Annotated in this window: 16 protein-coding genes and 8 pseudogenes; 13 read left to right on the top strand and 11 right to left on the bottom strand. The window is 71.4% G+C overall.

Translation table 11 applies throughout. The annotated features are described in order from the left end of the window. Positions 1-104: 104 nt before the first annotated feature. Entirely contained in the window at positions 105-818 is a 714-nt protein-coding gene (locus MTP03_RS08825; RefSeq protein ID WP_248491610.1) for an endonuclease domain-containing protein, read from the top strand. A gap of 61 nt (positions 819-879) precedes the next feature. Here the strand turns inward: MTP03_RS08825 and MTP03_RS08820 are convergent, their stop codons facing one another. Continuing rightward, positions 880-2,637, bottom strand: coding sequence for a proline--tRNA ligase (locus MTP03_RS08820; RefSeq protein WP_248491609.1), 1,758 nt, complete (start codon positions 2,635-2,637; stop codon positions 880-882). A 25-nt stretch (positions 2,638-2,662) separates the two neighbouring features. Between MTP03_RS08820 and yaaA the strand changes: the two are divergent. Then, positions 2,663-3,407 (top strand): annotated as a pseudogene (yaaA, locus tag MTP03_RS08815) (peroxide stress protein YaaA). 107 nt (positions 3,408-3,514) lie between these two features. On the opposite strand, the gene MTP03_RS08810 reads toward yaaA, so the two are convergent. The 4 genes and pseudogenes from MTP03_RS08810 to MTP03_RS08795 form a co-directional block, all read right to left on the bottom strand. Beyond that, a complete protein-coding gene (locus MTP03_RS08810) occupies positions 3,515-4,261 on the bottom strand; it encodes a hypothetical protein (protein ID WP_248491608.1) in 747 nt (248 codons plus the stop codon). Between the two features lie 415 nt (positions 4,262-4,676). Further along, a pseudogene (locus MTP03_RS08805) lies at positions 4,677-5,795 on the bottom strand (MFS transporter); the annotation flags it as partial. Positions 5,796-6,064: 269 nt separating this feature from the next. Next, positions 6,065-7,293 (bottom strand): annotated as a pseudogene (gene cobA, locus MTP03_RS08800) (uroporphyrinogen-III C-methyltransferase). A 30-nt stretch (positions 7,294-7,323) separates the two neighbouring features. After that, complete coding sequence (locus MTP03_RS08795; RefSeq protein WP_248491607.1) at positions 7,324-7,917, bottom strand: DUF4822 domain-containing protein; 594 nt, start codon at positions 7,915-7,917, stop codon at positions 7,324-7,326. Between the two features lie 183 nt (positions 7,918-8,100). Here MTP03_RS08795 and MTP03_RS08790 point away from each other — a divergent pair. From MTP03_RS08790 to MTP03_RS23550, 9 genes and pseudogenes are all read left to right on the top strand, one after another. Next, positions 8,101-8,229: pseudogene (locus MTP03_RS08790) on the top strand (hypothetical protein); the annotation flags it as partial. A gap of 211 nt (positions 8,230-8,440) precedes the next feature. Next, positions 8,441-9,271, top strand: coding sequence for an ROK family protein (locus tag MTP03_RS08785; RefSeq protein ID WP_248491606.1), 831 nt, complete (start codon positions 8,441-8,443; stop codon positions 9,269-9,271). A 144-nt stretch (positions 9,272-9,415) separates the two neighbouring features. Continuing rightward, entirely contained in the window at positions 9,416-10,894 is a 1,479-nt protein-coding gene (locus MTP03_RS08780) for a sugar porter family MFS transporter (RefSeq protein WP_248491605.1), read from the top strand. Positions 10,895-11,229: 335 nt separating this feature from the next. Further along, positions 11,230-12,048 carry a carbohydrate kinase family protein gene (locus tag MTP03_RS08775; RefSeq protein ID WP_248491604.1) on the top strand — a complete coding sequence of 273 codons (819 nt, stop codon included), beginning with the start codon at positions 11,230-11,232 and terminating at the stop codon, positions 12,046-12,048. Positions 12,049-12,053: 5 nt separating this feature from the next. Further along, on the top strand, positions 12,054-12,431 hold the full coding sequence (locus MTP03_RS22695; RefSeq protein ID WP_256465245.1) for a hypothetical protein: 378 nt from the start codon (positions 12,054-12,056) through the stop codon (positions 12,429-12,431). After that, positions 12,401-13,066 (top strand): hypothetical protein, encoded by a 666-nt coding sequence (locus MTP03_RS08770; RefSeq protein WP_256465244.1) that lies wholly within the window; start codon positions 12,401-12,403, stop codon positions 13,064-13,066. The genes MTP03_RS22695 and MTP03_RS08770 overlap by 31 nt, the downstream gene beginning before the upstream one ends. Further along, on the top strand, positions 12,970-14,415 hold the full coding sequence (locus MTP03_RS08765; RefSeq protein WP_248491603.1) for a glycosyl hydrolase family 65 protein: 1,446 nt from the start codon (positions 12,970-12,972) through the stop codon (positions 14,413-14,415). The genes MTP03_RS08770 and MTP03_RS08765 overlap by 97 nt, the downstream gene beginning before the upstream one ends. Beyond that, positions 14,412-14,951, top strand: coding sequence for a hypothetical protein (locus tag MTP03_RS08760; RefSeq protein ID WP_371820926.1), 540 nt, complete (start codon positions 14,412-14,414; stop codon positions 14,949-14,951). Before MTP03_RS08765 ends, MTP03_RS08760 begins: the two co-directional genes overlap by 4 nt. Next, positions 14,948-15,145, top strand: a complete 198-nt coding sequence (locus MTP03_RS23550) for a hypothetical protein (RefSeq protein ID WP_371820925.1) — start codon at positions 14,948-14,950, stop codon at positions 15,143-15,145. Before MTP03_RS08760 ends, MTP03_RS23550 begins: the two co-directional genes overlap by 4 nt. On the opposite strand, the pseudogene MTP03_RS08755 reads toward MTP03_RS23550, so the two are convergent. The 5 genes and pseudogenes from MTP03_RS08755 to mqo all read right to left on the bottom strand — a co-directional run. Continuing rightward, positions 15,120-16,400: pseudogene (locus tag MTP03_RS08755) on the bottom strand (cobyrinate a,c-diamide synthase). The gene MTP03_RS23550 and the pseudogene MTP03_RS08755 overlap by 26 nt on opposite strands. Before the next feature lie 68 nt (positions 16,401-16,468). Continuing rightward, a complete protein-coding gene (cobO, locus tag MTP03_RS08750; protein WP_248491602.1) occupies positions 16,469-17,086 on the bottom strand; it encodes a cob(I)yrinic acid a,c-diamide adenosyltransferase in 618 nt (205 codons plus the stop codon). A gap of 21 nt (positions 17,087-17,107) precedes the next feature. Further along, positions 17,108-18,984: pseudogene (locus tag MTP03_RS08745) on the bottom strand (VWA domain-containing protein). Continuing rightward, positions 18,977-19,357 carry a GNAT family N-acetyltransferase gene (locus tag MTP03_RS08740; RefSeq protein ID WP_248492101.1) on the bottom strand — a complete coding sequence of 127 codons (381 nt, stop codon included), beginning with the start codon at positions 19,355-19,357 and terminating at the stop codon, positions 18,977-18,979. The pseudogene MTP03_RS08745 and the gene MTP03_RS08740 overlap by 8 nt, the downstream one beginning before the upstream one ends. Before the next feature lie 21 nt (positions 19,358-19,378). Next, positions 19,379-20,922, bottom strand: a pseudogene (mqo, locus tag MTP03_RS08735) (malate dehydrogenase (quinone)); the annotation flags it as partial. 126 nt (positions 20,923-21,048) lie between these two features. On the opposite strand from mqo, the gene MTP03_RS08730 reads away from it, so the two are divergent. Together MTP03_RS08730 and MTP03_RS08725 are read left to right on the top strand one after the other, a co-directional pair. Continuing rightward, positions 21,049-22,089: an alpha/beta hydrolase gene (locus MTP03_RS08730; RefSeq protein WP_248491601.1), complete on the top strand. Its 1,041-nt coding sequence runs from the start codon at positions 21,049-21,051 to the stop codon at positions 22,087-22,089. A gap of 14 nt (positions 22,090-22,103) precedes the next feature. Then, positions 22,104-23,500, top strand: a pseudogene (locus MTP03_RS08725) (mycothione reductase). A gap of 24 nt (positions 23,501-23,524) precedes the next feature. Here the strand turns inward: MTP03_RS08725 and MTP03_RS08720 are convergent. Then, positions 23,525-24,400 (bottom strand): alpha/beta fold hydrolase, encoded by an 876-nt coding sequence (locus MTP03_RS08720; RefSeq protein ID WP_248492100.1) that lies wholly within the window; start codon positions 24,398-24,400, stop codon positions 23,525-23,527. Positions 24,401-24,452 lie beyond the last annotated feature (52 nt).

The raw sequence follows: 24,452 nt of genomic DNA, 5'->3' as shown, positions 1-24,452 counted from the left end.
TACTGAGTCCGTACGAGATCCGCGCGCGGTATCAGCAGGTCGTGCGCGGGGTGCGCATGCCGACGGGCCGACAGGTCACGTTCCGAGACCGGTTGGATGCCGCCATGTTGCTCTACCCGCGCGGAGTCTTCTGCGGGTGGACCGCTGCGGCGTTGCACGGCGTGGCCTTCTGCGCGGACAAACCAATCGAGATCTGGCTGCCGGAGCACAAGCAGCGCCAGGGACTGATCATCCGCACGGGCGCCCTGCCGCGCGAGGACATCATCGAATCCGGCGGGCTCAGGTACACCACCGCCGTCCGCGGACTGATCGACATCGGGCGGTTCGCTCCTGGTGACGAGGCGATAGCGGGCATGGACCAGTGCCTGCGCATCGGCGACGACGGCCGGAGCGCCACCACCCGCGCAGCCGCTCTCGAGTACCTCGACGCGCATCGCCATCTGCATCGATCGCGCCGCGTACGGGCGGCGCTCGCCGAGACCGACGGTCGCGCCGAATCCCCGCCGGAGACACATACGCGCCTGTTGCTGCATCGCGACGGCCTGACGATGTTCGTGCCGCAGCGGATCGTCGCCCGCGGACGCTTCCGGTTGGACCTGGGGGCCGACGAATACCGAGTAGCGGTGGAGTACGACGGCCGGGACCACGCCGATCCTGACCAGCAGAGCCTCGACGTGGCCCGCCGCAACACCCTGCGCCACGACTACGGCTGGGAGGTGCTGCCGGTGACCGCAGCGATTCTTGCGAGCCGCGGCGGCGATCTCCTGCGCCAGGTGCGCTCCGCACTCCAGGAGCGCGGCTGGGAGGCTGCAGCCTGAGCGAGTTCTCAAGGCGTTCTGCGACGGGCGATTCGCAGAACGCCTCGAAAGCTGTTCTCCCCTACCGGGCGGCGGCCACGATCTCCGCGGCGGCGTCGGCCACCGGGACCTCGCGGGACTCGCCGGTGAGGCGATCGCGGAGCTCGACGACGCCGTCGGCCCAGCCGCGGCCGACGACGACCACGGTGGGCACGCCGATCAGCTCGGAATCCTTGAACTTGATACCGGGCGAGGCCTTGCGGTCGTCGAGGAGCACCTGCAGGCCGGCCGCGTCCAGCTCGGCGGCCAGCGACTCGGCGCCCGTCCAGGCGCCCTCGTCCTTGTTCGCGATCACGACGTGCACGTCGAACGGGGCGATGCCCTTGGGCCAGCGCAGACCCTTGTCGTCGTGCTGCTGCTCCGCGATGACGGCGACGAGGCGCGAGACGCCGACACCGTACGAGCCCTGCGTGAGGCGCACGGGCTTGCCGTTCTCGCCGAGCACGTCGATCTCGAAGGCGTCGGTGTACTTGCGGCCCAGCTGGAAGATGTGGCCGATCTCGATGCCGCGGGCCGACTTGAGCACGCCGTTGCCGTCGGGCGACGCGTCGCCGTCGCGGACCTCGGCGGCCTCGATGGTGCCGTCCGGCGTGAAGTCCCGGCCCGCGGTGAGGTTCACGACGTGCTGCCCCTGCGCGTCGGCGCCGGTGATCCAGGCGGTGCCGGTCACCACGCGCGGATCGACGAGGTAGCGGACCTCGTTCTCCAGCAGTGCCTTCGGGCCGATGTAACCCTTGACGAGGAACGGGTACTTCGCGAAGTCGCCGTCGTCCAACAGCGCCACCTCGGTGGGCTCCAACGACGCCTCGAGGCGCTTGAAGTCCACCTCCCGGTCGCCGGGCACGCCGACGCCGAGAAGCTCCCAGTCCCCACCGGGGGCGCGGGTCTTGACCATGACGTTCTTGAGGGTGTCCCCCGCGATCACCTCGCGGCCGAGGACGGAGGCACCGTCGGCCCCCTGGTTGGCCCAGGCGACGAGCGTGTCGATCGTGGGGGCGTCGGGGGTGTCGTAGACCTGCGCGGCGGGCAGCCCGTCGAGCGGGATCGCCGGCGGCGCGGGCGTGACCACGGCCTCCACGTTCGCCGCGTAGTCCGACTCGGTCGAGTGCACGTAGGTGTCCTCGCCGACCTCGCTCACCGCGAGGAACTCCTCGGAGGCGCTGCCGCCCATGGCGCCGGACGTCGCGGAGACGATGACGTGTTCGACGTTCAGGCGCGCGAAGATCTGCTGGTACGCCGCGCGATGCTTGGCGTACGCCTCGGCCAGACCCTCGTCGGAGGTGTCGAAGCTGTAGCTGTCCTTCATCACGAACTCGCGGCCGCGGAGGATGCCGGCGCGGGGCCGCTCCTCATCGCGGTACTTGGTCTGGATCTGGTACAGGATGACCGGCAGATCCTTGTACGAGTTGTACTCGCCCTTCACGGTGAGGGCGAAGATCTCCTCGTGAGTGGGGCCGAGCATCATGTCGGCGCCCTTGCGGTCCTTGAGCCGGAACAGGCTCATCCCGTACTCGGTCCACCTGTTCGTGGCCTCGTAGGGCTCCCGTGGCAGCAGCGCGGGCAGCAGGATCTCCTGGCCGCCGATGGCGTTCATCTCCTCGCGCACGACCTGTTCGACGTTCCGCAGCACCCGCAGGCCCAGCGGCAGCCAGGAGTAGACGCCGGGGGCGATGCGCCGCACGTAGCCGGCGCGGACGAGCAGCTTGTGGCTGGGAACCTCGGCGTCGGCCGGGTCGTCGCGGAGGGTGCGCAGGAACAGCTGGGAGAATCGGGTGATCACGACCGCATAGCTTAGTGTGCCCAGTGTGCTGATCCTGCTTCCCCCGTCCGAAACCAAAGCCGGCGGCGGCTCCGGCGCCCCGCTCGACCTGGCGGCCCTCACCTTCCTCGCTCACCGCGACCCGCGAGCGGCTCGTCGAGGCTCTCGTGGCGGTCTCCCGGGACGACGGTGCCGCCCGCGCGGCCCTCGGCCTGTCCGAGGGGCAGACGGACGAACTCGAGCGCAACCGCGCGCTCCGTAGCGCGCCCACCCGGCCGGCGATCGAGCAGTACACGGGAGTGCTCTACGACGCCCTCGACGTGCGCGGGTTGACGAAGGCGCAGCGCGCGAAGGCCGACGCCCGCCTGGCCGTCGGATCGGCGCTGTTCGGAGTGGTCGGCGCCGAGGACCCGATTCCCGCGTACCGGCTGTCGTCGGGCTCGAAGCTGCCCGGGCTCGGGACGCTCGCGGCGCAATGGAAACCCGACCTCGCCGACGCGCTTGCCGACGCCGACCGCGGCCTCGTCGTGGACCTGCGATCCGGCGGCTACGCCGCGCTCGGGAAGGTGCCGGGCGCGGTCACGGCCACCGTCGTCACGGAGAAGCCCGATGGTTCCCGCGCCGTGGTCTCGCACTTCAACAAGCACCACAAGGGCCTGCTGGCGCGGGCGCTGGTGATCAGCCGAGCGGAGCCCGGCGACGCCAGGGCCGTGGTGAAGGTCGCGGCGAAGGCCGGTCTGCGCGCGGAACTCACCTCCCCCACTGAGGTCACCATCGTCACCGCCGGCTGACGACCGCCGGTTGCGCGCGCCCTTCGGGTGAACGCGCTGGTGCGGGCGCGGGAAACCGAATCCGGCTTCGTATCGCCACGCAGCCGTGGATTCACCCCGCGGGCGTCTCAGTCCTCGTCGAGACGGTGCCGCCGGGCCCGGCTCACCCGGTCGGCCTGGGAGGACGACGCCGGGTGGTGCATGCCGTCGGGCTCCGGCGCGGCGTGCCGGCCACCGGCGCGGGGGGCGTCGGGGACGAACTGCCGCTGCGGCTCCTGGGGCGCCTGAGCGGGGTGCTGCGGGCGCGGCACGGGTTGACTGGGCCTGTTGATCTGGCCGCTCGGCCGTGGCATCGGCTGGCTCGGACGCCGGACCGGGCCACTGGGACGCTGTACGGGCCCGCCCGGGCGCTGCATCGGCCGACTCTGCCGGTACTGCTGGTTCGGCGCGTACTGCTCGCCGGGCGCGGGCCGGGGCGGCTGGTAGTTCTGCTGCGGCGCCGGCTGCTGAGGCGGGACCGGCGGACGCTGGAGGTCGGCGCTCTCGCGCTGGATCGGCCCCGACGGCCGGGCCACGCCGGCGAGGTCGTCGCCGGGCTGCGAGGTCCGACGGGGCAGCGGGTCGCTCGGGTGCGAGTAGGCCTGCTGCGGCGAGTACGGTTCCGAGCGCTGCTGCGGTTCCGGTCGCGGCGGGGCGGGCCGCTGAGCGGCCTGCGGGCGCGCCGTCGGCACGGCCTGCGTCGGCGGCTGCGGATCCCGCGCTCCGGCCTGCTCCATGTCGGACCGCTTGATCGCGCGGAATCGGTCGGTGAAGTACACCGGCTCCGGATCGCCGGGCTCCTCGTTGTACGCACGATCGAAGTCCTCGCGACGCACCGCCGGGAACGATCCCGACGTGACATCGCCCTCGATCGGCTCCCAATCGTCGTCGACATCGTCGGTCTCCTCGAACGCCTGCGCCGGGAACGACGTCGACGGGATCGAACCACCCGACTTGTTGGATTCCTGCGCCGCGGCCCTCGGCCACCTCCTCCGGGGTGAACCGCATGAAGGGCACCACCACCAGGCCGGCGAGGATGAGGATCACCGCACACGCGATGAACGCCAGGCCGTACCCGGACGCGAGCGCGCTGCGCTGCGCTTCGTTGAGCATCTCGTGGGTGATGTCACCCTTGGTGGGACCGCCCTCCTTCATGATCCGGGAGGTCACCACGACCTGGACAGAGGCGAGTCCGACGATGCCGCCGATGTTCTGGCACACCTCGACCAGGGCCGACATCGGCCCGGTTTCCGACGGCCGGACACCGGCGAGGGCGCAGATCGGCAGCGGGATCATCGCGAACCCCACGCCGAGGCCGATGAGGAACACCGGAAGGCCGATGTAGGGGAAGTAGCTGACCTCAGAAGGGTCGCGGGTCATGAGCGTCGGGACGTAGATGCAGGGCAGGAACACGATGACGCCGCCGATGGCGACCAGCCAGCGCGCCTGCCACTTCAGCGCGAGCTTCGACGAGATGGGAGCCGCGATACCCATGCCCACGGCGAACGGGATCAACGCGACACCGGACTGCAATGGCGTGTACCCCAGCACCTGCTGGAACGTGAGCGCCACGTAGAAGCCGAGCGTCGGGATGAGCGCGCCGCAGACCAGGATCGCGATCATGGCGGCCACGCGGTTCCGGTTGCGGAAGAGCGAGAACGGCAGGATCGGGTTCTTGGCGGTGCGCTCCACCACCAGGAACGAGACCAGGCAGACCACACTGATCGCGGCCGCGATGTAGACGCTGACGCCCTGCCAGTGGACCTCCGGGCCCATCGTCAAGGTGTAGACGCCCGCGACGCAACCGGCGACCGCGAGGAACGCACCCTTGACGTCGAGCGCGTGCCGACGCTCGGCCATCGACTCCTCGAGCGCGATCACGGCGCCGATGATGCAGACGATGCCGACCGGCACGTTGATCCAGAACACGAAGCGCCAGTCCCACGTGGCGAGCAGGCCGCCCGCGACCAGACCCGCGACGGAGCCCAGCCCCGCCATCGCGCCGAAGATGGCGAACGCCTGGTTGCGCGCCTTACCCGGCGCGAACGTGGTCGCGATCAGCGCCAGCGCGGTGGGACAGGCCACGGCCGCGAACAGGCCCTGACCCGCGCGCGCCGCGAGCAGCCAGGCCTCGTTGGTGGCGAAACCCGTGAGCAGCGACGCCAGTGTGAAGCCCGCGACGCCGAAGATGAACATGCGTTTCCGGCCGAAGGTGTCACCCAACCTGCCGCCGAGCAGCATGAACCCGCCGAAAGTGACGGCGTACGCACCGAACACCCAGATCTTCGCGGCGTCGGACAGGTGCATGGCGTCCTGGATCCGCGGCAGCGCGACGAACACCACCGTGCCGTCGAGCACGGCCAGGAACATCATCCCGGACAGGACCACGATGGCGACGCCGAGAGCGCTGCCCTTGACGCGGTACGTCTGCGCCGGGCTGCCGGGTGCCATCGTTGAGGTCATGGGGTCCGAGACTACCGGGTGATAGAAGGTGCCCGGAAATCGTTCGCGGTGACAATTGGGTCACAAGTTACTGAAGTGACAAGATTTACGTGCGGATCACACCGATCTCTCAGGCACGTTCATGCAGCCCACAGCATGGATCAAGTGGCCGCCGCCGACCGGATTCCACCCGAAAGTCACAATCCCGACGACACGCCCGCAAAGCCAGCCACGGTACCCACAACGAGGACCGCGGGGGCTTCACTTCGGCGGCCGCAGCGTCGGCGGCGATGCTCGCGAGGGTGCCGCGCACGGTGCGCTGCCCGCCCGTGGTCGCACTCTCGACGACGGCGGCCGGGGTGTCGGCGGACCGTCCGCCCGCCATCAGGGCGTCGGCGATCACGCCGAGCCGCTCGACGGCCATCAGCACCACGACGGTGCCGCGCAGGCGACCGAGCGCGTCCCAGTCGACCAGACTGTCGGGATGCCCCGGGGCCACGTGCCCCGACACGACGACGAACTCGTGGGTCACGCCGCGGTGCGTCACCGGGATGCCGGCCGCCGACGGCGCGGCGATCGAGCTGGTGATGCCGGGGACCACCGTCACGGGGATGCCCGCCTCCGCGAGCGCCTCGAGCTCCTCGAACCCGCGGCCGAACACGTACGGGTCGCCGCCCTTGAGCCGCACCACGAACTTGCCCTCGCGCGCGCGGTCGATGAGCACCTGATTGATGGCCTGCTGCGCCATCGCGCGGCCGTAGGGCACCTTGGCGGCGTCGATCACCTCGACGCCCGGCGCGAGCTCGGCGAGAAGACGGGGCGGGGCCAGACGGTCCGCCACCACCACGTCCGCGAGGCCGAGCAGCGACCGGCCGCGCACCGTGATGAGGTCCGGGTCGCCCGGTCCCCCGCCCACCAGGGCGACGCCCTCCGGCTTGCGCGCGGCCGCCTCAGCGCCGCCGCCGGTCCCACCCGTGAGGACGGAGCGGACGGCGTCGCGGACGGCGGCGGACCGTCGGTGATCCCCGGACGCGAGGACGCCCACCTGGAGCCCGTCCGTGGCGAACGTGGCGGGGGTGACGGCCGTACCCTCGCGGGCCAGATCCGCCCGGACGCAGAACGTGCGCTGCACCTCCGCCTCGGCGACCACCGCCGCGTTCACGGTGGGGTCGTTCGTGGCGGCCAGAACGTACCAGGCGCCGAGCAGGTCGCCGGACGCGTAGGCGCGCCTGTGCCAGACGATGCAGGGCGTCGATTCGACCGCGGGCGTCGCCTCGGGGGCCACCACGTGGATGTCCGCGCCGGCCGCGAGCAGGACGGGCAGGCGCCGCTGGACGACCGTGCCCGCCCCCACGACGACGACACGACGCCCCCGCAGATCCAGACCGACGAGGTAGGGATCTGCGGGGGCGTCGTTGCTGTTCATTCCGCTCAGCTTAGTGAGCGGCCGGAGTCGCTACGCGCGCGGCTCGGCGTGCTCGGTGGGCGTGTGGATGATGTCGTAGTACACGGCCTTGTTCGACGCCTCGGGGTACACGCGGTACGTGAACTCCTTCTCGGTCAGCTTCGTGACCTCGACCTTGCGGGTGAATTGGACCTTGCCGCTCTTGTCCTTGGCGACCAGGGTGCGCGACGTGCCGTCGGCCGAGACCGACCAGTCGCCCTGCATCTTCGGCTTGTCGTCCAGCGTGTACATGGTGAAGGTGCCGTCCTTCTTGTAGTAGGCGTTGCCCACGTAGTTCTTGACGGCATCGTCGGTCAGCTTGACGGAGGCGCCCTTCTCGTTCTTGGCGCCGGTGGTCTCCCACGCGGTGGCGGCGAGCACGGCGCTCGGGGTGCCGGCCTTCACGGGGGTGGGCTTGGCGGCGGACGACTTGGCGGAGGCGCTGGCCGAGGAGGACTGCTTCGCGGACGGCTTGGCCGACGAGCTGGCCTTGGCGGAGGAGGAGGGCGAACCGGGGGCCGCGTAGGAGCCGGCGGCGCAGGCGGAGGTGGCGACCACAGCGGCGGCGGCGAAGGTGACGGAGACGAGCTTGATCGAGGAGTGCATGAAGCTTTTGTACAGGACCTTCTCAGGCAGCGCGAGGCCGATGCTCAGGGTGAGACGAATTCCTCACACAGGCCCCTGACCTGCGCCTCTCCAGTCGCGGCCATGCGTGAAGATGCAGACCGAAATCGCATCAGTACACATCCGGCATAGCGCTTCCGCCGGTGTCCGAGGACCCTCGGTGGCATGATCGGCGAGATGACCGCACGATCGGCACGACCGGGCTCGCCGCGGGCGCTCCGCGACCAGAACCGCGACCGCATCATCGCCGCCCTCCGCGTGCACGGCCGGCTCGCGCAGGCGGAGCTCGCGCGCGAGACCGGGCTCGCGCCGGCGACGGTCTCGAACATCGTCCGCGAGATGTCCGACACGGGCGACGTCCATGTCACGGCGGACGGCGGCCGCCGCAAGACCATCCGCCTGGCACGCAAGACGGGGTACGTCGTGGGGATCGACTACGGGCACCGCCACATCACCGCAGCTGTCAGCGACCTCTCGCACGAGATCCTCGCGGAGCAGCGCATCGTTGACCGGATCGTCGACCGCGGACGAGGGAATGGCCGCGGCGGCGCGCCTCACGACGAGCGCCCTCGCCGCCGCCGGCGCGGACCGCTCCGAGATCGTCGGCGCGGCGCTCGGTCTGCCCGCGCCGATCGAGCGGACGACCCATCGCGTCGGGTCGCCGTCGATCCTCCCGGGATGGGTGGGGGTCGACGCGGGCGCGCTCGCGACCGACGCACTCGACCTCCCGGTCACCGTGTCCGTCGACAACGACGCGAACCTCGGCGCACTCGCCGAGCGCCGCTGGGGCGCCGGCATGAACACGTCCGACCTGGTCTACCTGAAGCTGTCCGAAGGGGTCGGCGCCGGGCTGATCATCGACGGCCGCCCCTACGCGGGGATCACCGGCACCGCGGGCGAGATCGGGCATACGACCGTCGACGAGTTCGGCGACGTCTGCCGCTGCGGCAATCGAGGGTGCCTCGAGACTCTCGTCTCGGCGCGCCGGGTCGCCGCGCTCCTCGCGGAGACCGCGGGCGAGGAACTCACCATCGCCGAGATCGTCGACCGCGCGCGACTGGGGCACCGCGCGTACCGGCGTGTGCTGGAGGACGTGGGTCGGCAGGTGGGCCGGTCCCTGGCCGACGTGTGCAGCGTCTTCAATCCCGAGCTGATCATCCTGGGCGGAGAGCTCGCGCAGGCGTCGGCGATCCTGATCCCCGCGATCCAACAGATGGTCAACCGGTGCGGCGTCCCCTCCGCCGCCGACGCCGCGCGGATCGTGCCCGCCAAACTGGGCGCGCGCACGCACGTACTCGGGGCGATCGCCCTCGCGCTGGCGGATGTGCGCACTTAGATGTTCAAGAAGTGAACGTAATCGCGGAAAGATTCCGCCAAATCAGTCGATAACTCTTCCGACTGCAACGGCCTGCCTATTCACTGTGAGCCACGTCACTGCATCGGGCACACGCAGCCCGGTGGGCCCCTCGGAAGGATCGACATGGAATCTGGCGCTATTCCCAACCAGCCGTCGGTGTTCGGCGACGACGAACAATCGGCTGGCAAACGCATTGTTCTGATCGCCTCCGTCGCCGCGATGGGAGGTCTCCTCTTCGGCTACGACAGCGCGGTCATCAACGGTGCCGTCAAGGCGATCGAGCAGGACTTCGAGGTCAAGGGCGCGGTGCTCGGCTTCGCCGTGGCCTCGGCACTTCTCGGCGCCGCCGGGGGCGCGATGTCGGCGGGCCGCATCGCCGACCGGATCGGTCGCCTCCGCGTGATGCAGATCGCCGCGGTCCTGTTCCTCGCGAGCGCGATCGTCACGGGCCTCGCCCCCGAGATCGTCACCCTGGTGATCGGCCGCGTCGTCGGCGGTGTCGGCGTCGGCATCGCATCGGTGATCGCGCCCGCCTACATCGCGGAGACCTCGCCTGCGCGGATCCGCGGCCGCCTCGGTTCCCTGCAGCAGCTCGCCATCGTGCTCGGCATCTTCCTCTCGCTGCTCGTCGACTACGTGCTCGCGGAGCTGGCGGGCGGAGCGAACGAGCCCCTGTGGTTGGGCATGGACGCCTGGCGGTGGATGTTCCTCTCGATGGCCGTGCCGGCGGTCGTCTACGGCGTCCTCGCCACGACGATCCCCGAGTCGCCCCGGTACCTGGTGGCGACCCACAAGCTGCCCGAGGCGCGGCGCGTGCTCACGCTGCTGTTCGGCGAGAAGAACCTCGAGATCACGATCACCCGCATCCAGGAGAGCCTGCGGGGCGACGAGAAGCCGTCGTGGAAGGACCTCAAGAGCCCAGGCGGCCGCATCTACCCCATCGTCTGGGTCGGCCTCCTCCTGTCGGTGTTCCAGCAGTTCGTGGGCATCAACGTGATCTTCTACTACTCGAACATGCTCTGGCAGGCCGTGGGCTTCGAGGAGTCGCAGTCGTTCCAGATCAGCGTGTTCACCTCCGTGGTGAACATCGCGACCACCGTCGTCGCGATCCTGCTGGTCGACAAGGTGGGACGCAAGCCACTGCTCCTCGTCGGGTCGACGGGCATGGCCGCGACGCTCGCGACGATGGCCCTGTGCTTCAGCACCGCCACCGAGGCGCCCAACGCCGCCGGCGAGATGGTTCCGCACCTCGAGGGTGCGTGGGGTCCGATCGCTCTGGTCGCGGCGAACCTGTTCGTCGTCTTCTTCGGCATGAGCTGGGGGCCGGTCGTCTGGGTCCTCCTGGGCGAGATGTTCCCCAACCGGATCCGCGGCGCGGCGCTGTCCCTCGCCGCGGCCGGGCAGTGGGCGGCCAACTGGCTGATCACCGTCTCGTTCCCGGAGCTCGCGGACGTCTCACTGGTCTTCGCCTACGCGATGTACGCCACGTTCGCCCTCCTGTCGGGGCTCTTCGTCTCGAAGTACGTCAAGGAGACCAAGGGCATGTCCCTCGAGGACATGGACTCTGCCGTCGGAATAACCCACCCGAAGACCCCCTCCTGACCGTGCGGACGGGGCGCAGCGCGCCCGGCGCCCCGTCCCGCACCCGAATCCGCCCAGCGCCCGTCCAGCCCCCGCACTCGCATCGACCACCCACCGGAGCCCTGTCATGCCCCTTCCCGGCCACCCCCTGCCCGAAAACGGCCCGACCGCGACCACCGCGCCGCGCCGACCCGCACGATCGCCGTACTCGGTCCGATCCCCCGCGACCACGTGGTCACCCACCGCGGCGAGGTCATCGACAAGTACGGCTGCGTCCTCTACACCGTCGCCGCCCTCGCCTCCTCCTCGGACCCGATGACGTGGTGCGACCGATCGTGCACGTACGCAAGCAAGACATGGAGCCCATCAAGGAGATCCTGTCGCGCTTCGACAACATCGACTACACCGGCCTGCGCGACGACTCCGACCGCGGCGACGTGATCGAGCTGACCTTCCGCGACCAGAACTACCGGGACGAGCGGCAGGTCGGGTTCATGCACCCGATCTCGCCGCAGGACGTCGAGTTCGCCCTCGACTCGGACGCGTTCGTCTGCGTGCCGGTGACCGACTACGAGGTGGCGCAGCCCACGCTGGCGTACATCCGCGAGCACAGCGACGGCATGATTCTGCTCGACGGCCACGGCCCCACCGTCACGCTCACCGCCGCCGGGCACCGGGTGCCCCGCATGTGGATCGACCGCGATGCGTGGTTGCCCAACATCGACATCCTCAAGCTGAACCTGGAGGAGGCCGGGTGCAGTTGGTTCCCGCCGCCGGGGTCCGACCCGAACCTTCTGGGCCGTGAGCTGTCGATGGAGGAACTGCCGGTCTTCGCCGAGCACTGCCTGCGGCGCGGGGTGAAGGCCGTGTGCGTGACCCTCGACGAGGAGGGGTGCCGCGTGTACTGGCTCGACGAGGACGACGCCCTGCGGTCGGAGACCGTCCCCCGCATCCCCGTCGCCGAGGTGGTCGACACCACCGGCTGCGGCGACTCCTTCGCCGCCGGAATGGGTTTCGGGTACCTGGAGAGCGGCGGCGACGTCGTGGCGGCCGCTCGGTACGGCAACGCGATGGGCGCCCAGCGCTGCGCCGGCCGGCGGATCGACGTCTACCTGCCCCTGCCCGAGACCCGGGCCCAGATCGACGCGGTGTACGCCGTCGCGGGAAGCGAGTGATCGGCATGACCCAGGTAGGCACCCCCGTCCTCACGCCCGTCGGCACGACCTCCCCCGGCCCGTGGAGCGTCACCGAGGCCGAATGGGACCCGGCCCGCGCCAACTACTTCGAGACGATCTTCACGGTCGGCAACGGCCGCCTCGGCACCCGCGGAAGTCTGTCCGAGGGCCACCTCGGTGCCGTCTCGGGCACCTACCTCGCGGGCGTCTACGACGCCCACGACTCGCAGGTGATCGACCTCGTGAACGCACCCGACTGGCTCGACACGGAGGTCTTCGTCGACGGCCGGCGCCGGACCCCGATTCGGCGACCGTCGTCGAGCACCGTCGTACCCTGGACCTGCGGACCGGCGTGCTCGACCGCGACACCGTGTTCGCGCTAGACACCGGCGACCGCGTGCGTGTCACGGAGCACCGCTTCGCGTCGATGGCCGACCGCGACGCCTGCCACCTCCGCGTCACCGTGACCCCGCTCGACGTTCCCGCGACCGTCGTGATCGGTACGGGGATCGACGCGCACCGCCGGAACATGGAGATGCTACCGGTGTACGCCGACGGCACCACGTTCGGCTACGACCGCAAGTGGGAGAAGTGGTCCCGTTCGACGCACCTGCGGGCCCGCGACCGCGGCTTCACCGCCGGCGCCGCATGGGTGGTGACCGGGACGATCGACTCGAACGTCGAGATCGCCTACGCGATGGCCGTGCGCCCACCGGCGGCGAACCCGAGCGGCGGGCGCGCGAGCGCGGAGCGCGTGGCCGAGGAGTTCACCTTCGCGGCCGACGCCGGGAGCACAGTGGGCATCGATAAGGCGGTCGGGATCGCCACGTCCCGCGACCACCGCGCCTCGGGCGCGCCGCGCGAGCGCGCGCTGGCGACCGCAGCGCGCGACGGATTCGACTCCGCGGAAAGGATTCCGCCGTGGCATGGGCGGATCTCTGGGACCGCTCGGACTGCCGGATCCTGGGCGACGACCGCGCCGCGCTCGCGATGCGCTTCTCCGTGTACCACCTGCTGATCGCGGCGAACCCGGACGATCCCACCGTCAACATCGGCGCGAAGTCGCTGTCCGGCGAGGGTTACCGAGGGCACGTCTTCTGGGACACAGAGATCATGATGTTGCCCTTCTTCCTGTTCACCCAGCCGGCGGCCGCCCGCGCGCTGCTCGGCTACCGCTATCACACGCTCGACGGGGCCCGGCGGGTCGCGAGGGACGGCGGCAACGCCGGCGCGCGGTACCCCTGGGAGTCCGCCGACACCGGGCTCGAGGAGTGCCCGATCGCCACGCCGGACGGACAGAACCGCTTCTACACCCGTGACGAGGAACTGCACGTCACCGCGGACGTCGCGTACGCCATCGGACGCTACCGCGAGGTGACGGGCGACGCGGCGCACCTTCTCGACGAGGGCGCCGAGATCCTGTTCGACACCGCGCGGTTCTGGCTGGACCGCTGCGAGGACGAGGGCGAGCGACTCGTGCTCACGCGGGTGATGGGACCGGACGAGTTCCACTCGCACGTGGACAACAACGCCTTCACCAATCGAATGGTGCGGTGGCACTGGGAGTACGCCGTGGAGGTCTACGACGAGCTCGCCGCCGATCATCCCGCATTGCTCGCCGCGCTGGAGGGCACGCTGGGGATCAGCCGGACGGATCGCGACGCCTGGGCCGACGGCGCCCGGCGCATCGTCTCCCCCAACGACCCCGAGTGCGGGCTGATCGAGCAGTTCGACGGCTACTTCGACCGCACGGAGGTGCCGGTCACGGAGTGGGACGAGAACGACATGCCGCGCTACCCCGCCGGGTACAACCACTTCAACTGCGAGGACACCAAGCTGCTCAAGCAGCCCGACGTGGTGCAGCTGATGTTCCAACTGCCCGACGACTACTCGCTCGCCACCCGTCGCGAGAACTTCGAGTACTACGAGCCGCGGACGCTGCACAAGTCGTCGCTCAGCCCGTCGATCCACGCGATCGTCGGCCTGCAGGTGGGCGACCCGCGGATGGCGGAGCGGTACTTCAGCCGGTCCGCGTTCGTCGATCTCGACGACAACCAGGGCAACACCGAGGACGGCATGCACATCGCCTCGGCGGGCGGCACCTGGCAGATCGCCGTCGTGGGCTTCGGCGGCTTCCTGGCCGGCGCCGACGGGCTGCAGTTCACCCCCGAGCTCCCCACCGGCTGGGAGCGCCTGCGGTTCACCGTGCAGTGGCGGGGCCGCGCGGTCGCGGTGGACCTCGGGCACACCGACAGCGTCTTCCGGCTCGACGGTGCCGGGGCCCCGGAGACGATCACCGTCGCCGGCGAGCAGGTGGTGCTGCGGCCGGGCGAGACCGTCCGCGTGCCGCGGGACGGTTCCCGGTGACGGCGCGCGCCCCGATCACGCCGTTCGAGGCGGAGGGCGTGCTGTTCGACCTCGACGGGGTGCTCACCGACACCGCCGCCGTGCACCGGCGGGCCTGGGCGGAGCTGTTCGTGCCCTACCTGGCGGGCGCCGCCCCCGGCGCTCCCCGTACACCGACGCCGACTACTACGCCCTCGTCGACGGCACCGCCCGGCTCGACGGGGTCCGGGCTGTGCTGGCCTCGCGTGGTCTCACGCTCCCCGACGGGTGCGACGGGGACGACGTCGACGCGGCCACCGTGCGCGGCCTCGGGAATCGAAAGAACGCCGCGTTCCTGCGCGTGCTCGACCGCGACGGTGTGCACCCCTTCCCCGGGTCCGTGGCGCTGGTCCGGCGCTGGCGCGGCCCGGGTCCCGATGGCCGTGGTCTCGAGCTCCAAGAACGCCCGCGTCGTGCTCGAGCGGGCCGGGCTCCTCGAGTACTTCTCGGTGGTCGTCGACGGCCTCGTCGCGGCCGGCCGCGGCATCCCGGCAAGCCGGCGCCGGACATGTTCGTGACCGCGGCGCGCGAACTCGGGGTCGACCCCGCGCGGTCGGTCGCCGTCGAGGACGCCGTGTCGGGCGTCGCGTCCGCGCACGCCGGGGGGTTCTGGGTCGTGGGCGTGGACCGCGGCGCCGACGCCGAGGCACTGCGCGCCGCGGGCGCCGATCAGGTGGTGTCCGACCTCAGCGAGCTCCCGCCGCCAGCGTGACCAGGCGCCGCACCGCCTCGGGGTTCCCCGCGGGATGCGTGTGCAGGTAGGACGCGTGTACCCCGCGGCCGACGTACCCGTCGGTCACGGGCGCACCGTCGGCGTCACGCCACCCCCACGCGGGGACGTCGTCGCGGCCAGCCTCGTGCGGTGGAACTCGTGGCCCACGACCCTCTCGCCCGCCTCGAACAGCGAGTTCGACTCCAGCGCCACCGCATCGCGGTAGCCGAGCGTCAGGCGCGGGGTGAACTCCGCCGCGCCCGGGACGATCCCGCACATGGGCGCGCCATCGAGCGACTCCGCGAGGTACAGCAGCCCCGCGCACTCGGCGTGCACCACACCGCCGGCGTCCACCAGGGCGCGCTGCGCGCGCAGCGCCGTGTTCGCCGACAGCTTCTCCGCGAACACCTCGGGGAACCCGCCGGGGAGGACGACGGCGGCGGCACCGTCGGGCAGCTCGTCGGTGAGCGGGTCGAAGCGGCGCACCCGCGCGCCCGCGGCGCGGAGCAGCTCCTCGTGCTCGGCGTAGCCGAAGCTGAAGGCCGGTCCGCCGGCCAGCGCGACGACGGGTGCGCCCACGCGCGCCACCTCGTCCGACGGTGTCCACCCCCGCCCGTCGGCGACCGGTCGCGCCAGCGCGCGGATCCGGTCGACGTCGACGTGCCGGTCCACGAGCTCCGTCATCGCTGCCACTGCGGCGACGGCGTCCGCACCGCGTTCGGCGGCGGGGACGAGGCCGAGGTGCCGCGCCGGCACCTCGAGCGCGGCAGCGCCGGGGACCGCCCCGACCACCTCCAGGCCCGCGTGCGCGCACGCGTCGCGCAGGACCCGCGTGCCGGACGCTGGAGACGCGGTTGAGGATGACGCCGGCGAGCGCGACGCCGGGCCGGTAGGTGGCGAAGCCGGCGAGCAGCGCCGCGAGGGACTGCGAGTGGCCCCGCACGTCGACGACGAGCAGCACCGGCGCGCCGAGCAGCTGCGCCACATCCGCGGTGGAGCCGATGCCCTCGGTCGCCGCGCCGCCCGGTCCGTCGACGATGCGGCCGTCGAACAACCCCATCACGCCCTCGACAACGGCGATGTCCGCGTCCCGCGCGCCGTGCCGATAGAGCGGGGCGACGCGGTCCTCACCGCACAGCACGGCGTCGAGGTTGCGTGCCGGCCTGCCCGTGGCGAGGGCGTGGTAACCGGGGTCGATGTAGTCGGGGCCCACCTTGAACGGGGCGACGGTGCCGGTCTTCGCGAGCGCGCCCATCAGCCCCGTCGCGATGGTCGTCTTGCCACTTCCCGACGACGGCGCGGCGACGACGACCGCGGGGGCGACTACCACTCGATCCCCCTCTGCCCCTTCCTCCCGGCGTCCATGGGGTGCTTGATCTTGGTCATCTCGGTGACCAGGTCGGCCGCGTCCATGAGGGCCTGCGGGGCGTCGCGGCCGGTGATCACCACGTGCTGGTTGCCGGGGCGCGCGCGGAGCACCTCGACCACTTCGTCGACGTCGACCCAGCCCCACTTCAGCGGGTAGGTGAACTCGTCGAGCACGTAGAACCGGTGCTGTTCGGCGGCCAGCCGGCGTGCGATCTCCTGCCAGCCCGCCCGCGCCGCCTCGGCGTGGTCCTGTTCGGCGTCGTCGGAACGGCGCAGCCACGACCAGCCCTGACCCATCTTGTGCCACTCGACGGGGCCGCCGGCGCCGGTCCGCTCGTGCAGCTCGCCCAGCGCGCGCATCGTGGCCTCCTCGCCGACCTTCCACTTCGCGCTCTTGACGAACTGGAACACCCCGATGGGGAAGCCCTGATTCCACGCGCGCATGGCCATGCCGAACGCCGCCGTCGACTTCCCCTTGCCCGGCCCGGTGTGCACCGCGAGCAACGCCTGGTTGCGACGCTGCCGGGTGGTGAGCCCGTCGTCGGGGACCGATTCGACCTTGCCCTGCGGCATCTCCAAGCCTCCTTCGTCTGGTCAGGCCACGCGGGCCAGATCGGCGGGACCGAGCCCGCCCAGCGGGATCATCGGGGCGCCGAGCGCCGCCGCGACCTTCGCGGCGAGCCCCAACCGCACCATCGAGGTCTCGCAGTCCACGACGACCGTCGCGCGGCCGTCGGCGTGCAGGCCCGCGGCCGCTGCCAGTGCGCGGGGCAGGGGGTCGCGGCCCGCGGTAGCCCGGCCGTCGGTGAGGAGCACGACCAGCGGGCGCCGGGCGTCGGGCCGCAGATCCTCGCGGCGCAGCAGAGTCCGCACTTCGATCAACCCTTCGGCGAGCGGCGTCCGGCCGCCGGTGCGGGTCCGCGCGAGCCGCGCGACGGCCACGTCCACCGACCGCGTCGGCGGTACCAGCAGGGTCGCCTCGCTCCCGGAAACCGATCACGGCCACCTTGTCGCGCCGCTGGTACGCGTCACGCAGCAGCGAGATGGCCGCCTCACCGACCAGCGCGATCCGCTCGCGGGCCGCCATCGAGCCCGACAGGTCCACGACGAACACGACGAGGTTCCCCTCCGTGGTCTCGCGGACCGGGGACCGCAGGTCCGACGGGGCCAGGTGCAGCGGGCCGCCGACCCGGCCGCGGGCGCCCTGCGCGGGGGCCGCGGCGCGCACCGTGGCGGCCGGTGCAGGCCGGCCCCGGTGCCGGCGGGGCCGCGCGCACGACGCTGCCCCGGTCCGACCGGGACTTGGACCGGCGGCCGGTGGCGCCTCCCGTTCCCGTGCCGGGCACCGTCAGCTTCCCGACGGTGCGGTGCCGCGCCGTCGGCAACGGGGCACCCTGCGGCTCCGGCGCAGGCGTCACCGAATCGTCCTGGTCCGAAGGCGGTTCCGCCTGCCGACCGCTGTCCGGGCCGCCGTCGTCTGGGCCGCCGTCGTCCGGGCCGCCGTCGTGCGGGCCGTCCGGGTCCGGGTCGGGCTCGTCACCGGGTTGCCGTGCATCGTCGAACGCGCTGTCCAGCTCGGCGTCGTCGAGGCCCGGCTCGTCGAAGGGGTCGCGACGCTTGCGGTGCGGGAGGGCGAACCGCGCGGCGACGCGCACGTCCTCCTCGGTCACCGCGTCGGCACCGCGCCAGGCGGCATGAGCACGGGCGGCGCGGGCGATGACGAGGTCGGCGCGCATGCCGTCCACGTCGAACGCGGCGCAGACGGCCGCGATGCGGCGCAGCTCGGCGGCGGGAAGGTCCACGGCCGGCTGACGGTCGCGGGCATCCCCGATGCGGCGCGCCAGATCGGCGTCGGCGTCGGCGTACTCGGCGGCGAAGGCCGCGGGGTCGGCCTCGAAGGCGAGGCGGCGGCGCATCACCTCGACGCGCGTGTCCACGTCGCGGCTGGCGCGCACGTCCACGGCGAGGCCGAACCTGTCCAGCAGCTGCGGCCGCAGCTCGCCCTCCTCCGGGTTCATGGTGCCCACCAGCACGAATCGCGCCGGGTACGCGCGCGAGATGCCGTCGCGTTCGACCGTGACGCGGCCCATCGCGGCCGCGTCGAGGAGAACGTCCACGAGGTGATCCGAGAGCAGGTTCACCTCGTCCACGTAGAGGATCCCGCCGTCCGCGTCGGCGAGCAGGCCGGGCGTGAAGTCGACGGCGCCCTCGCCGAGCGCGCGGCGGATGTCCAGCGAACCGACGACCCGATCCTCGGTCGCGCCGATGGGCAGTTCCACCAAGCGGGCCGGCACACCGTCGGGGCGGGGCGGCAGCAGGGGCGTGAGCGCCCGCGCCGCAGTGGATTTCGCCGTGCCCTTCTCGCCCCGCACCAGCACGCCGCCCACCGCGGGCGCGATGGCGCACAGGGTCAGGGCGAGACGCAGATCGTCGTGACCGACGACCGCGCTGAAGGGGAATCGGTCAGACACTCGCGGGCCTCCTCATGGGCACGTGCGGGATCCCGTCCTCGATGACTTCGTCGCCCTCGCGGACGAATCCGTACTTGGCGTACATCGGCTCCAGGTGCGACTGCGCCTCGAGCACGGCCGCGCGGCCGTGCAGTTCGGCCAGCGCCGCGCGCATCAGTTCGCGGATCAGGCCCCGCCCGCGGTACGACGGTGCCGCACACACCCGTCCGATCCGCAGGGTGCCGTCGCCCTCGTCGGTGACCCGGACCGTGGCCGCCGCCCGGGCGCCCGGACCGTCGGCGGCATCGTCGGGCAGCCAGAGGTGGACCGTCGACGGGTCGAGGTCGCGACCGTCGACATCGAGCCACGGGCTCTGCTGCTCGGCGATGAACACCTCCGCGCGCAGCCGCAGCAGTGCGTGCAGCGTGCTCGCGTCGAGCCGGTCGCCGGTGGCGCGGCGCACGCTAGGCCCGGGGTCGGCCCCGACGCCGGGGGCCAGCTGCAGGGTGCGATCGGTCCAGTCCCAGACCTGGCTGAACAGCTGCTTGTTGTCGTTGAGCGTGGTGCCGTACGACGGGATCATCTCCTGCAGGAGCGGCTTCCACGCCTGCATGTGCTTGGGGAAGCACTTGCCGAGCACGTCGAGCATCGCGGGGACCGCCGTGGACGCACCGGGCGACGCGCCCAGCAGGCCGGCGATCGACTCGTCCTCGGCCGCGATGACGGCGGTACCGAACTCCAGGTTGCCGCCGCCCGGCCCCTTACGGATCACCTGGACGCGCTGGCCGGCGGTGATGAGCTCCCAATCGCCGCCCGTGGCGCGTGGAACGAACTCCGACAGCGTCTTCACGCGATCGGCCGGCGACTGCAGCAGCTCGCCGATCAGGTACTTCGTGAGACCCATCTCCTTGAGGCCCACGGCCATCATCGGCAGGAGGTTGTTCGGCTTCACAGACAGCGGGAGGTCCGTGTACTGACCCGCCTTGAGGAACTTCGGCGAGAAGCCGGCGTACGGGCCGAAGAGCAGGCCCTTGTTACCGTCGATGACGCGGGTGTCGAGGTGTGGCACCGACATCGGGGCGCGCCCACGGCGGCCTTGCCATACACCTTGGCGGCGTGGTTCTCGATGAGCTCGGGATTGTTGCAGCGGAAGAACTGGCCCGAGACGGGGAAGCCACCGAAGCCCTTGGCCTCCTTGATGCCCGACTTCTGCAGCAGCGGCAGCGCGCCGCCGCCGGCGCCGACGAACACGAACCGCGCGTCGACGTGGGTGACCTCGTGGGTGCGCTGGTTCTTGACGGTGAGGCGCCACCCGTCCTTCGTGCGCTTGAGGTTGGTGACCCTGGTGCCGAAGTGGACGGCGCCGCCCTTGCCGACGAAGTTGATCAGCTTCTTGGTGAGCGAGCCGAAGTCGACGTCGGTGCCGCCCTCGTACCAGTTCACGGCGACCGGGTCCGCGAAGTTGCGGCCCGCGGCCATGATCGGCAGGCGCTCGGAGAACGTGGCCGGGTCGGTGAAGAACTCCATGCCCTCGAACAGCGTCTGGCTGGACAGCGCCTCGTAGCGCTTGCGCAGGTACTCGACGTTGTCGGCCCCGTGCACGAAGCTGGCGTGCGGGATCGGGTTGATGAACTCCGACGGGGTGTCCAGCACACCCGCGTCCACGGCGTACGCCCAGAACTGCCGCGACACCTGGAACTGCTCGTTGATCGTGATCGCCTTGGCGATGTCGACGGAGCCGTCGGCAGCCTGCGGGGTGTAATTCAGCTCGCAGAGCGCGGAGTGACCGGTGCCGGCGTTGTTCCACGGGTCGGAGGACTCGGCGGCCGCCGCGTCCAGGGCCTCGAACACGCTGACCGACCAGCTGGGCTCCAGCTTGCGGATCAGGGTGCCGAGCGTGGCACTCATGATCCCGGCTCCGACGAGCGCGACGTCCGTGCTGATCACGTTACGGGCCATCTGGTTGTTCACCCTCGTCGTGCGGCGGGACCCGGGTCAGGGTCCCCTTCTGCGCCAGAACCTTACTCTGGCGAATCCGGACGGTGTGCAGCACACCGGCGTGCGTCCGCTCACTACAGTGGACCCGTGGCGACCACTGAGTTGAACTACTCCCCCGACATCCTCGGCGAGGACTTTCTCGCGCACACCTTCCACCTGGGTCCGGACCCGGACGATGAGCCGGGCGGGGACGTCGTGGCCACGCTGGTCAAACACGTGCCCGCGCCTCCCGATGCGCATCACGCGGTGCTGTGGGTGCACGGGTTCTCGGACTACTTCTTCCAGACCGCGGTCGCGGAGTTCTTCGCCGCTCGCGGCTACGCGTTCTACGCGCTGGACCTGCGCAAGTGCGGGCGCTCGCTGCGCGACGGACAGTCGGCGCACTACGCGACCGACTTCACCGTCTACGACCAGGAGCTGGACCTCGCGGTCGCGGCGATCACGAAGGAGCACCCCGGCCTCGGCGTCGTGGTGGCCGCGCACTCGACCGGCGGCCTGATCACGCCGCTGTGGCTCGACCGCCGCCGCAAGGCCGGGCGCACTGCCCCCGTCGTCGGCCTGGTGCTCGACAGCCCCTGGTTCGACCTGCAGGGCTCCGCGGTCCTGCGCGAGGTCGCGACGCCCGTGGTCAAGCTCATCGGCAAGGCCGCCGGCACCCGGGTCGTCCCCGTCGAGGCGGTCGGCGTGTACGGCCAGACCGTGCACGTCAGCGAGCACGGCGAGTTCGACTTCGACGTCCGGATCAAGCCGATCGAGGGTTTCCCCGTGCGGTTCGGCTGGCTGCGCGCCGTCCGCGTGGCGCACAGCCTGCTGCACCGGGGTCTGGACGTCGGCGTCCCGTCGCTGGTCCTCCGCTCGACGAAGAGCTTCGCCCCCAAGGAGTGGAGCGAAGAGGCCGGCCGGGCCGATGTGGTCCTCGACACCCGGCAGATCGCCAAGTGGTCGGGCGCGCTGGGGAACCGGCTCACCGTCATTCCCGTGGAGAACGCCAAGCACGACGTGTTCCTCTCGGAGCGCACGGCCCGCGACACCGCGTACGCCGAGCTCGGCGCGTGGCTCGACCGCGAGATCACGGGCTCCACCGGCACGCCCGGCGCACCCGTGTCCGCCGCCGCGAGCGAGGCCTGACGATGGGCGAGACGGTGTTCGATCTCGTCATCGTCGGCTCCGGCGCCGGAAACACGATCCCCGACGACCGCTTCGCCGACCGCTCCGTCGCGATCATCGACAGGGCCAGTTCAACGGCGCGTTCGGGGGCACCTGCCTCAACGTGGGATGCATCCCCACCAAGATGTTCGTCTACCCCGCCGACGTGGCGCTCGAGGCCCGCGAGGGCGGCACCGTCGGGATCGACGCGGACGTGACCGGCGTGCGCTGGCGAGACATCCGCGACCGCGTGTTCGGGCGCGTGGACCGTTACGCGGCGGGCGGCCTGCGGTACCGCGAGGGCGACCGCTGCCCGAATGTCACCGTCTTCCAGCAGGAGGCCTGGTTCCTGCCGGAGTCCGGGGACGGCCTGCACCGTCTGGAGCTCGCCGACGGGACCGTGGTCGCCGGGCGCGACATCGTGCTCTCGGCGGGGTCGCGGCCCGTGATCCCGTCGGTGTTCCGCGACGGCGCCGCGCCGTTCCACACCAACGACACGATCATGCGGCTCGACGAGCTGCCGCGCCGCGTCATCGTGGTGGGCAGCGGCTACATCGCCGCCGAGTTCGCACACGTCTTCCACGGCCTCGGCTCCGAGATCACGGTGATCGCGCGCGGGCCGCGCCTGCTGCGCTCGCAGGACGACACCATCTCCGAGCTGTTCACGTCGCTCGCGTCCGAGAAGTGGGACGTGCGACTGGACACCGAGGTCACCGCCACGCGCGCCGTCGGAGACGGGGTCGAGGTCGACCTCACCGACGGCTCGACGGTGCCCGGCGACGTCCTCCTCGTGGCCACCGGCCGCGTGCCGAACGGCGACACGCTGGCGCTCTCGGCCATCGGTATCGAGCTCGACGACGCCGGCCGCGTCCCCGTCGACCAGTACCAGCGCACGCCCGTGCGCGGCGTATGGGCGCTGGGCGACGTGAGCACCCCGTACCCGCTGCGCCACGTGGCCAATCACGAGGCCCGGGTCACCGCGGCGAACCTGCTGTCGGGCTGGGACGAACCGGCGGAGGCCACCGATCACCGGTTCGTGCCGGGCGCCGTGTTCACCCACCCGCAGGTCGCATCCGTCGGCCTGACCGAGGCTGTGGCCCGCGCGCAGGGCATCGACGTCGCCGTGGCGGAGCAGAAGTACGCCGACATCGCGTACGGCTGGGCCATGGCCGACGCCGAGGGCGTGTGCAAGCTGATCGCCGATCGGTCCACAGGGCTGCTCGTGGGCGCGCACATCCTGGGCCACCAGGCGTCCGCGCTGATCCAGTCGGCGATCACCGCGATGTCGTTCTCGATCCCCGCGCAGGAGTTCGCGCGCGGGCAGTACTGGATCCACCCGGCGCTGCCGGAGCTGGTCGAGAACGCGCTGCTGGGGCTCGCGAACGACGCGTGATCGCGGGAGCCCTGCGGGGTACAGTCACATGCATGATTCAGCATGATTCTTTCGCCCCCGGCTGCTCCAACCCGAACTGCACCTGCGAGAACTGCGCGTGCGGCGACAGCTGCACCTGCGGCAGCGACAAGTAACGCGAACCGCTCCGGATCGGCCGCGCGGGAGCGCGGTCAGTTCCGGAGCGTCCGCAGCGCGATCTCCGAGGCCAGGCCGCGGGAGCGCGAAGCGGAGCCAGTGGTCACCGTCGGGCACCTCGCTGAGCCGGTAGTCGGCGCGCAGGTAGTGGCCCGTCGCCCTCGCCTGGGCGGCCCCGGCGATCGCGTCGCGCGTGCCCCAGACCAGCGTGGTGGGCACCTCGATCACCGGGCAGTCCAGGCCCTCTCCGCCGGGTACCAGGTTGGCCCGGTACCAGTTCAGCCCGGCCGTGAGCACGGCCTCGTTCGCGAGCGCCTCGATGCCGCCGCCGGGCGCGGTCGCCAGGAGCGTGCGAGCGTCGTTCGCGAGCAGTTGCTTCTCCGCCACGCCCGATTGCAGGAACAGCTCGAGGTAGCGCGAGCGCTGCCGCTGATCCTGATCGGTCGCCATCGCCTCGCCGAACGCAGACGGGTGCCCGAACGAGACGGCGGTCAGACTCATGGCGCGCAGCGGGTAGGCGGCGGCGAAGTGCCACGCCACCGTCGCGCCCAGCCCGTGGCCGACGACGTGCGCATACGGCACGTCCAGCGCGTCGAGTATCCGCGCCGCGTCCTCCGCCAGCTGCTTCATCGTGTACTGATCGACGCCGACGGGCCGCGCCCCGGCTGTAGCCCGCTGCCGCGGCGCGATCGTCCGCAGACCGGCCTCGTGGAGGCGCTCGCGGACCTGGTCGAAACACTCCTCGGTCTGCGGGAATCCGTGCAGCAGCAGTACGGGTACGCCGTGCTCAGACCCCGACCGACACGTCGAAGGTCCA

It is taken from the genome of Tsukamurella sp. PLM1, from assembly GCF_023168325.1.
In the GTDB taxonomy this organism is placed as follows: Bacteria; Actinomycetota; Actinomycetes; order Mycobacteriales; family Mycobacteriaceae; genus Tsukamurella.
Note: the sequence above shows the minus strand (reverse complement) of the source record. Positions and strands in the feature narration are given on the sequence as shown.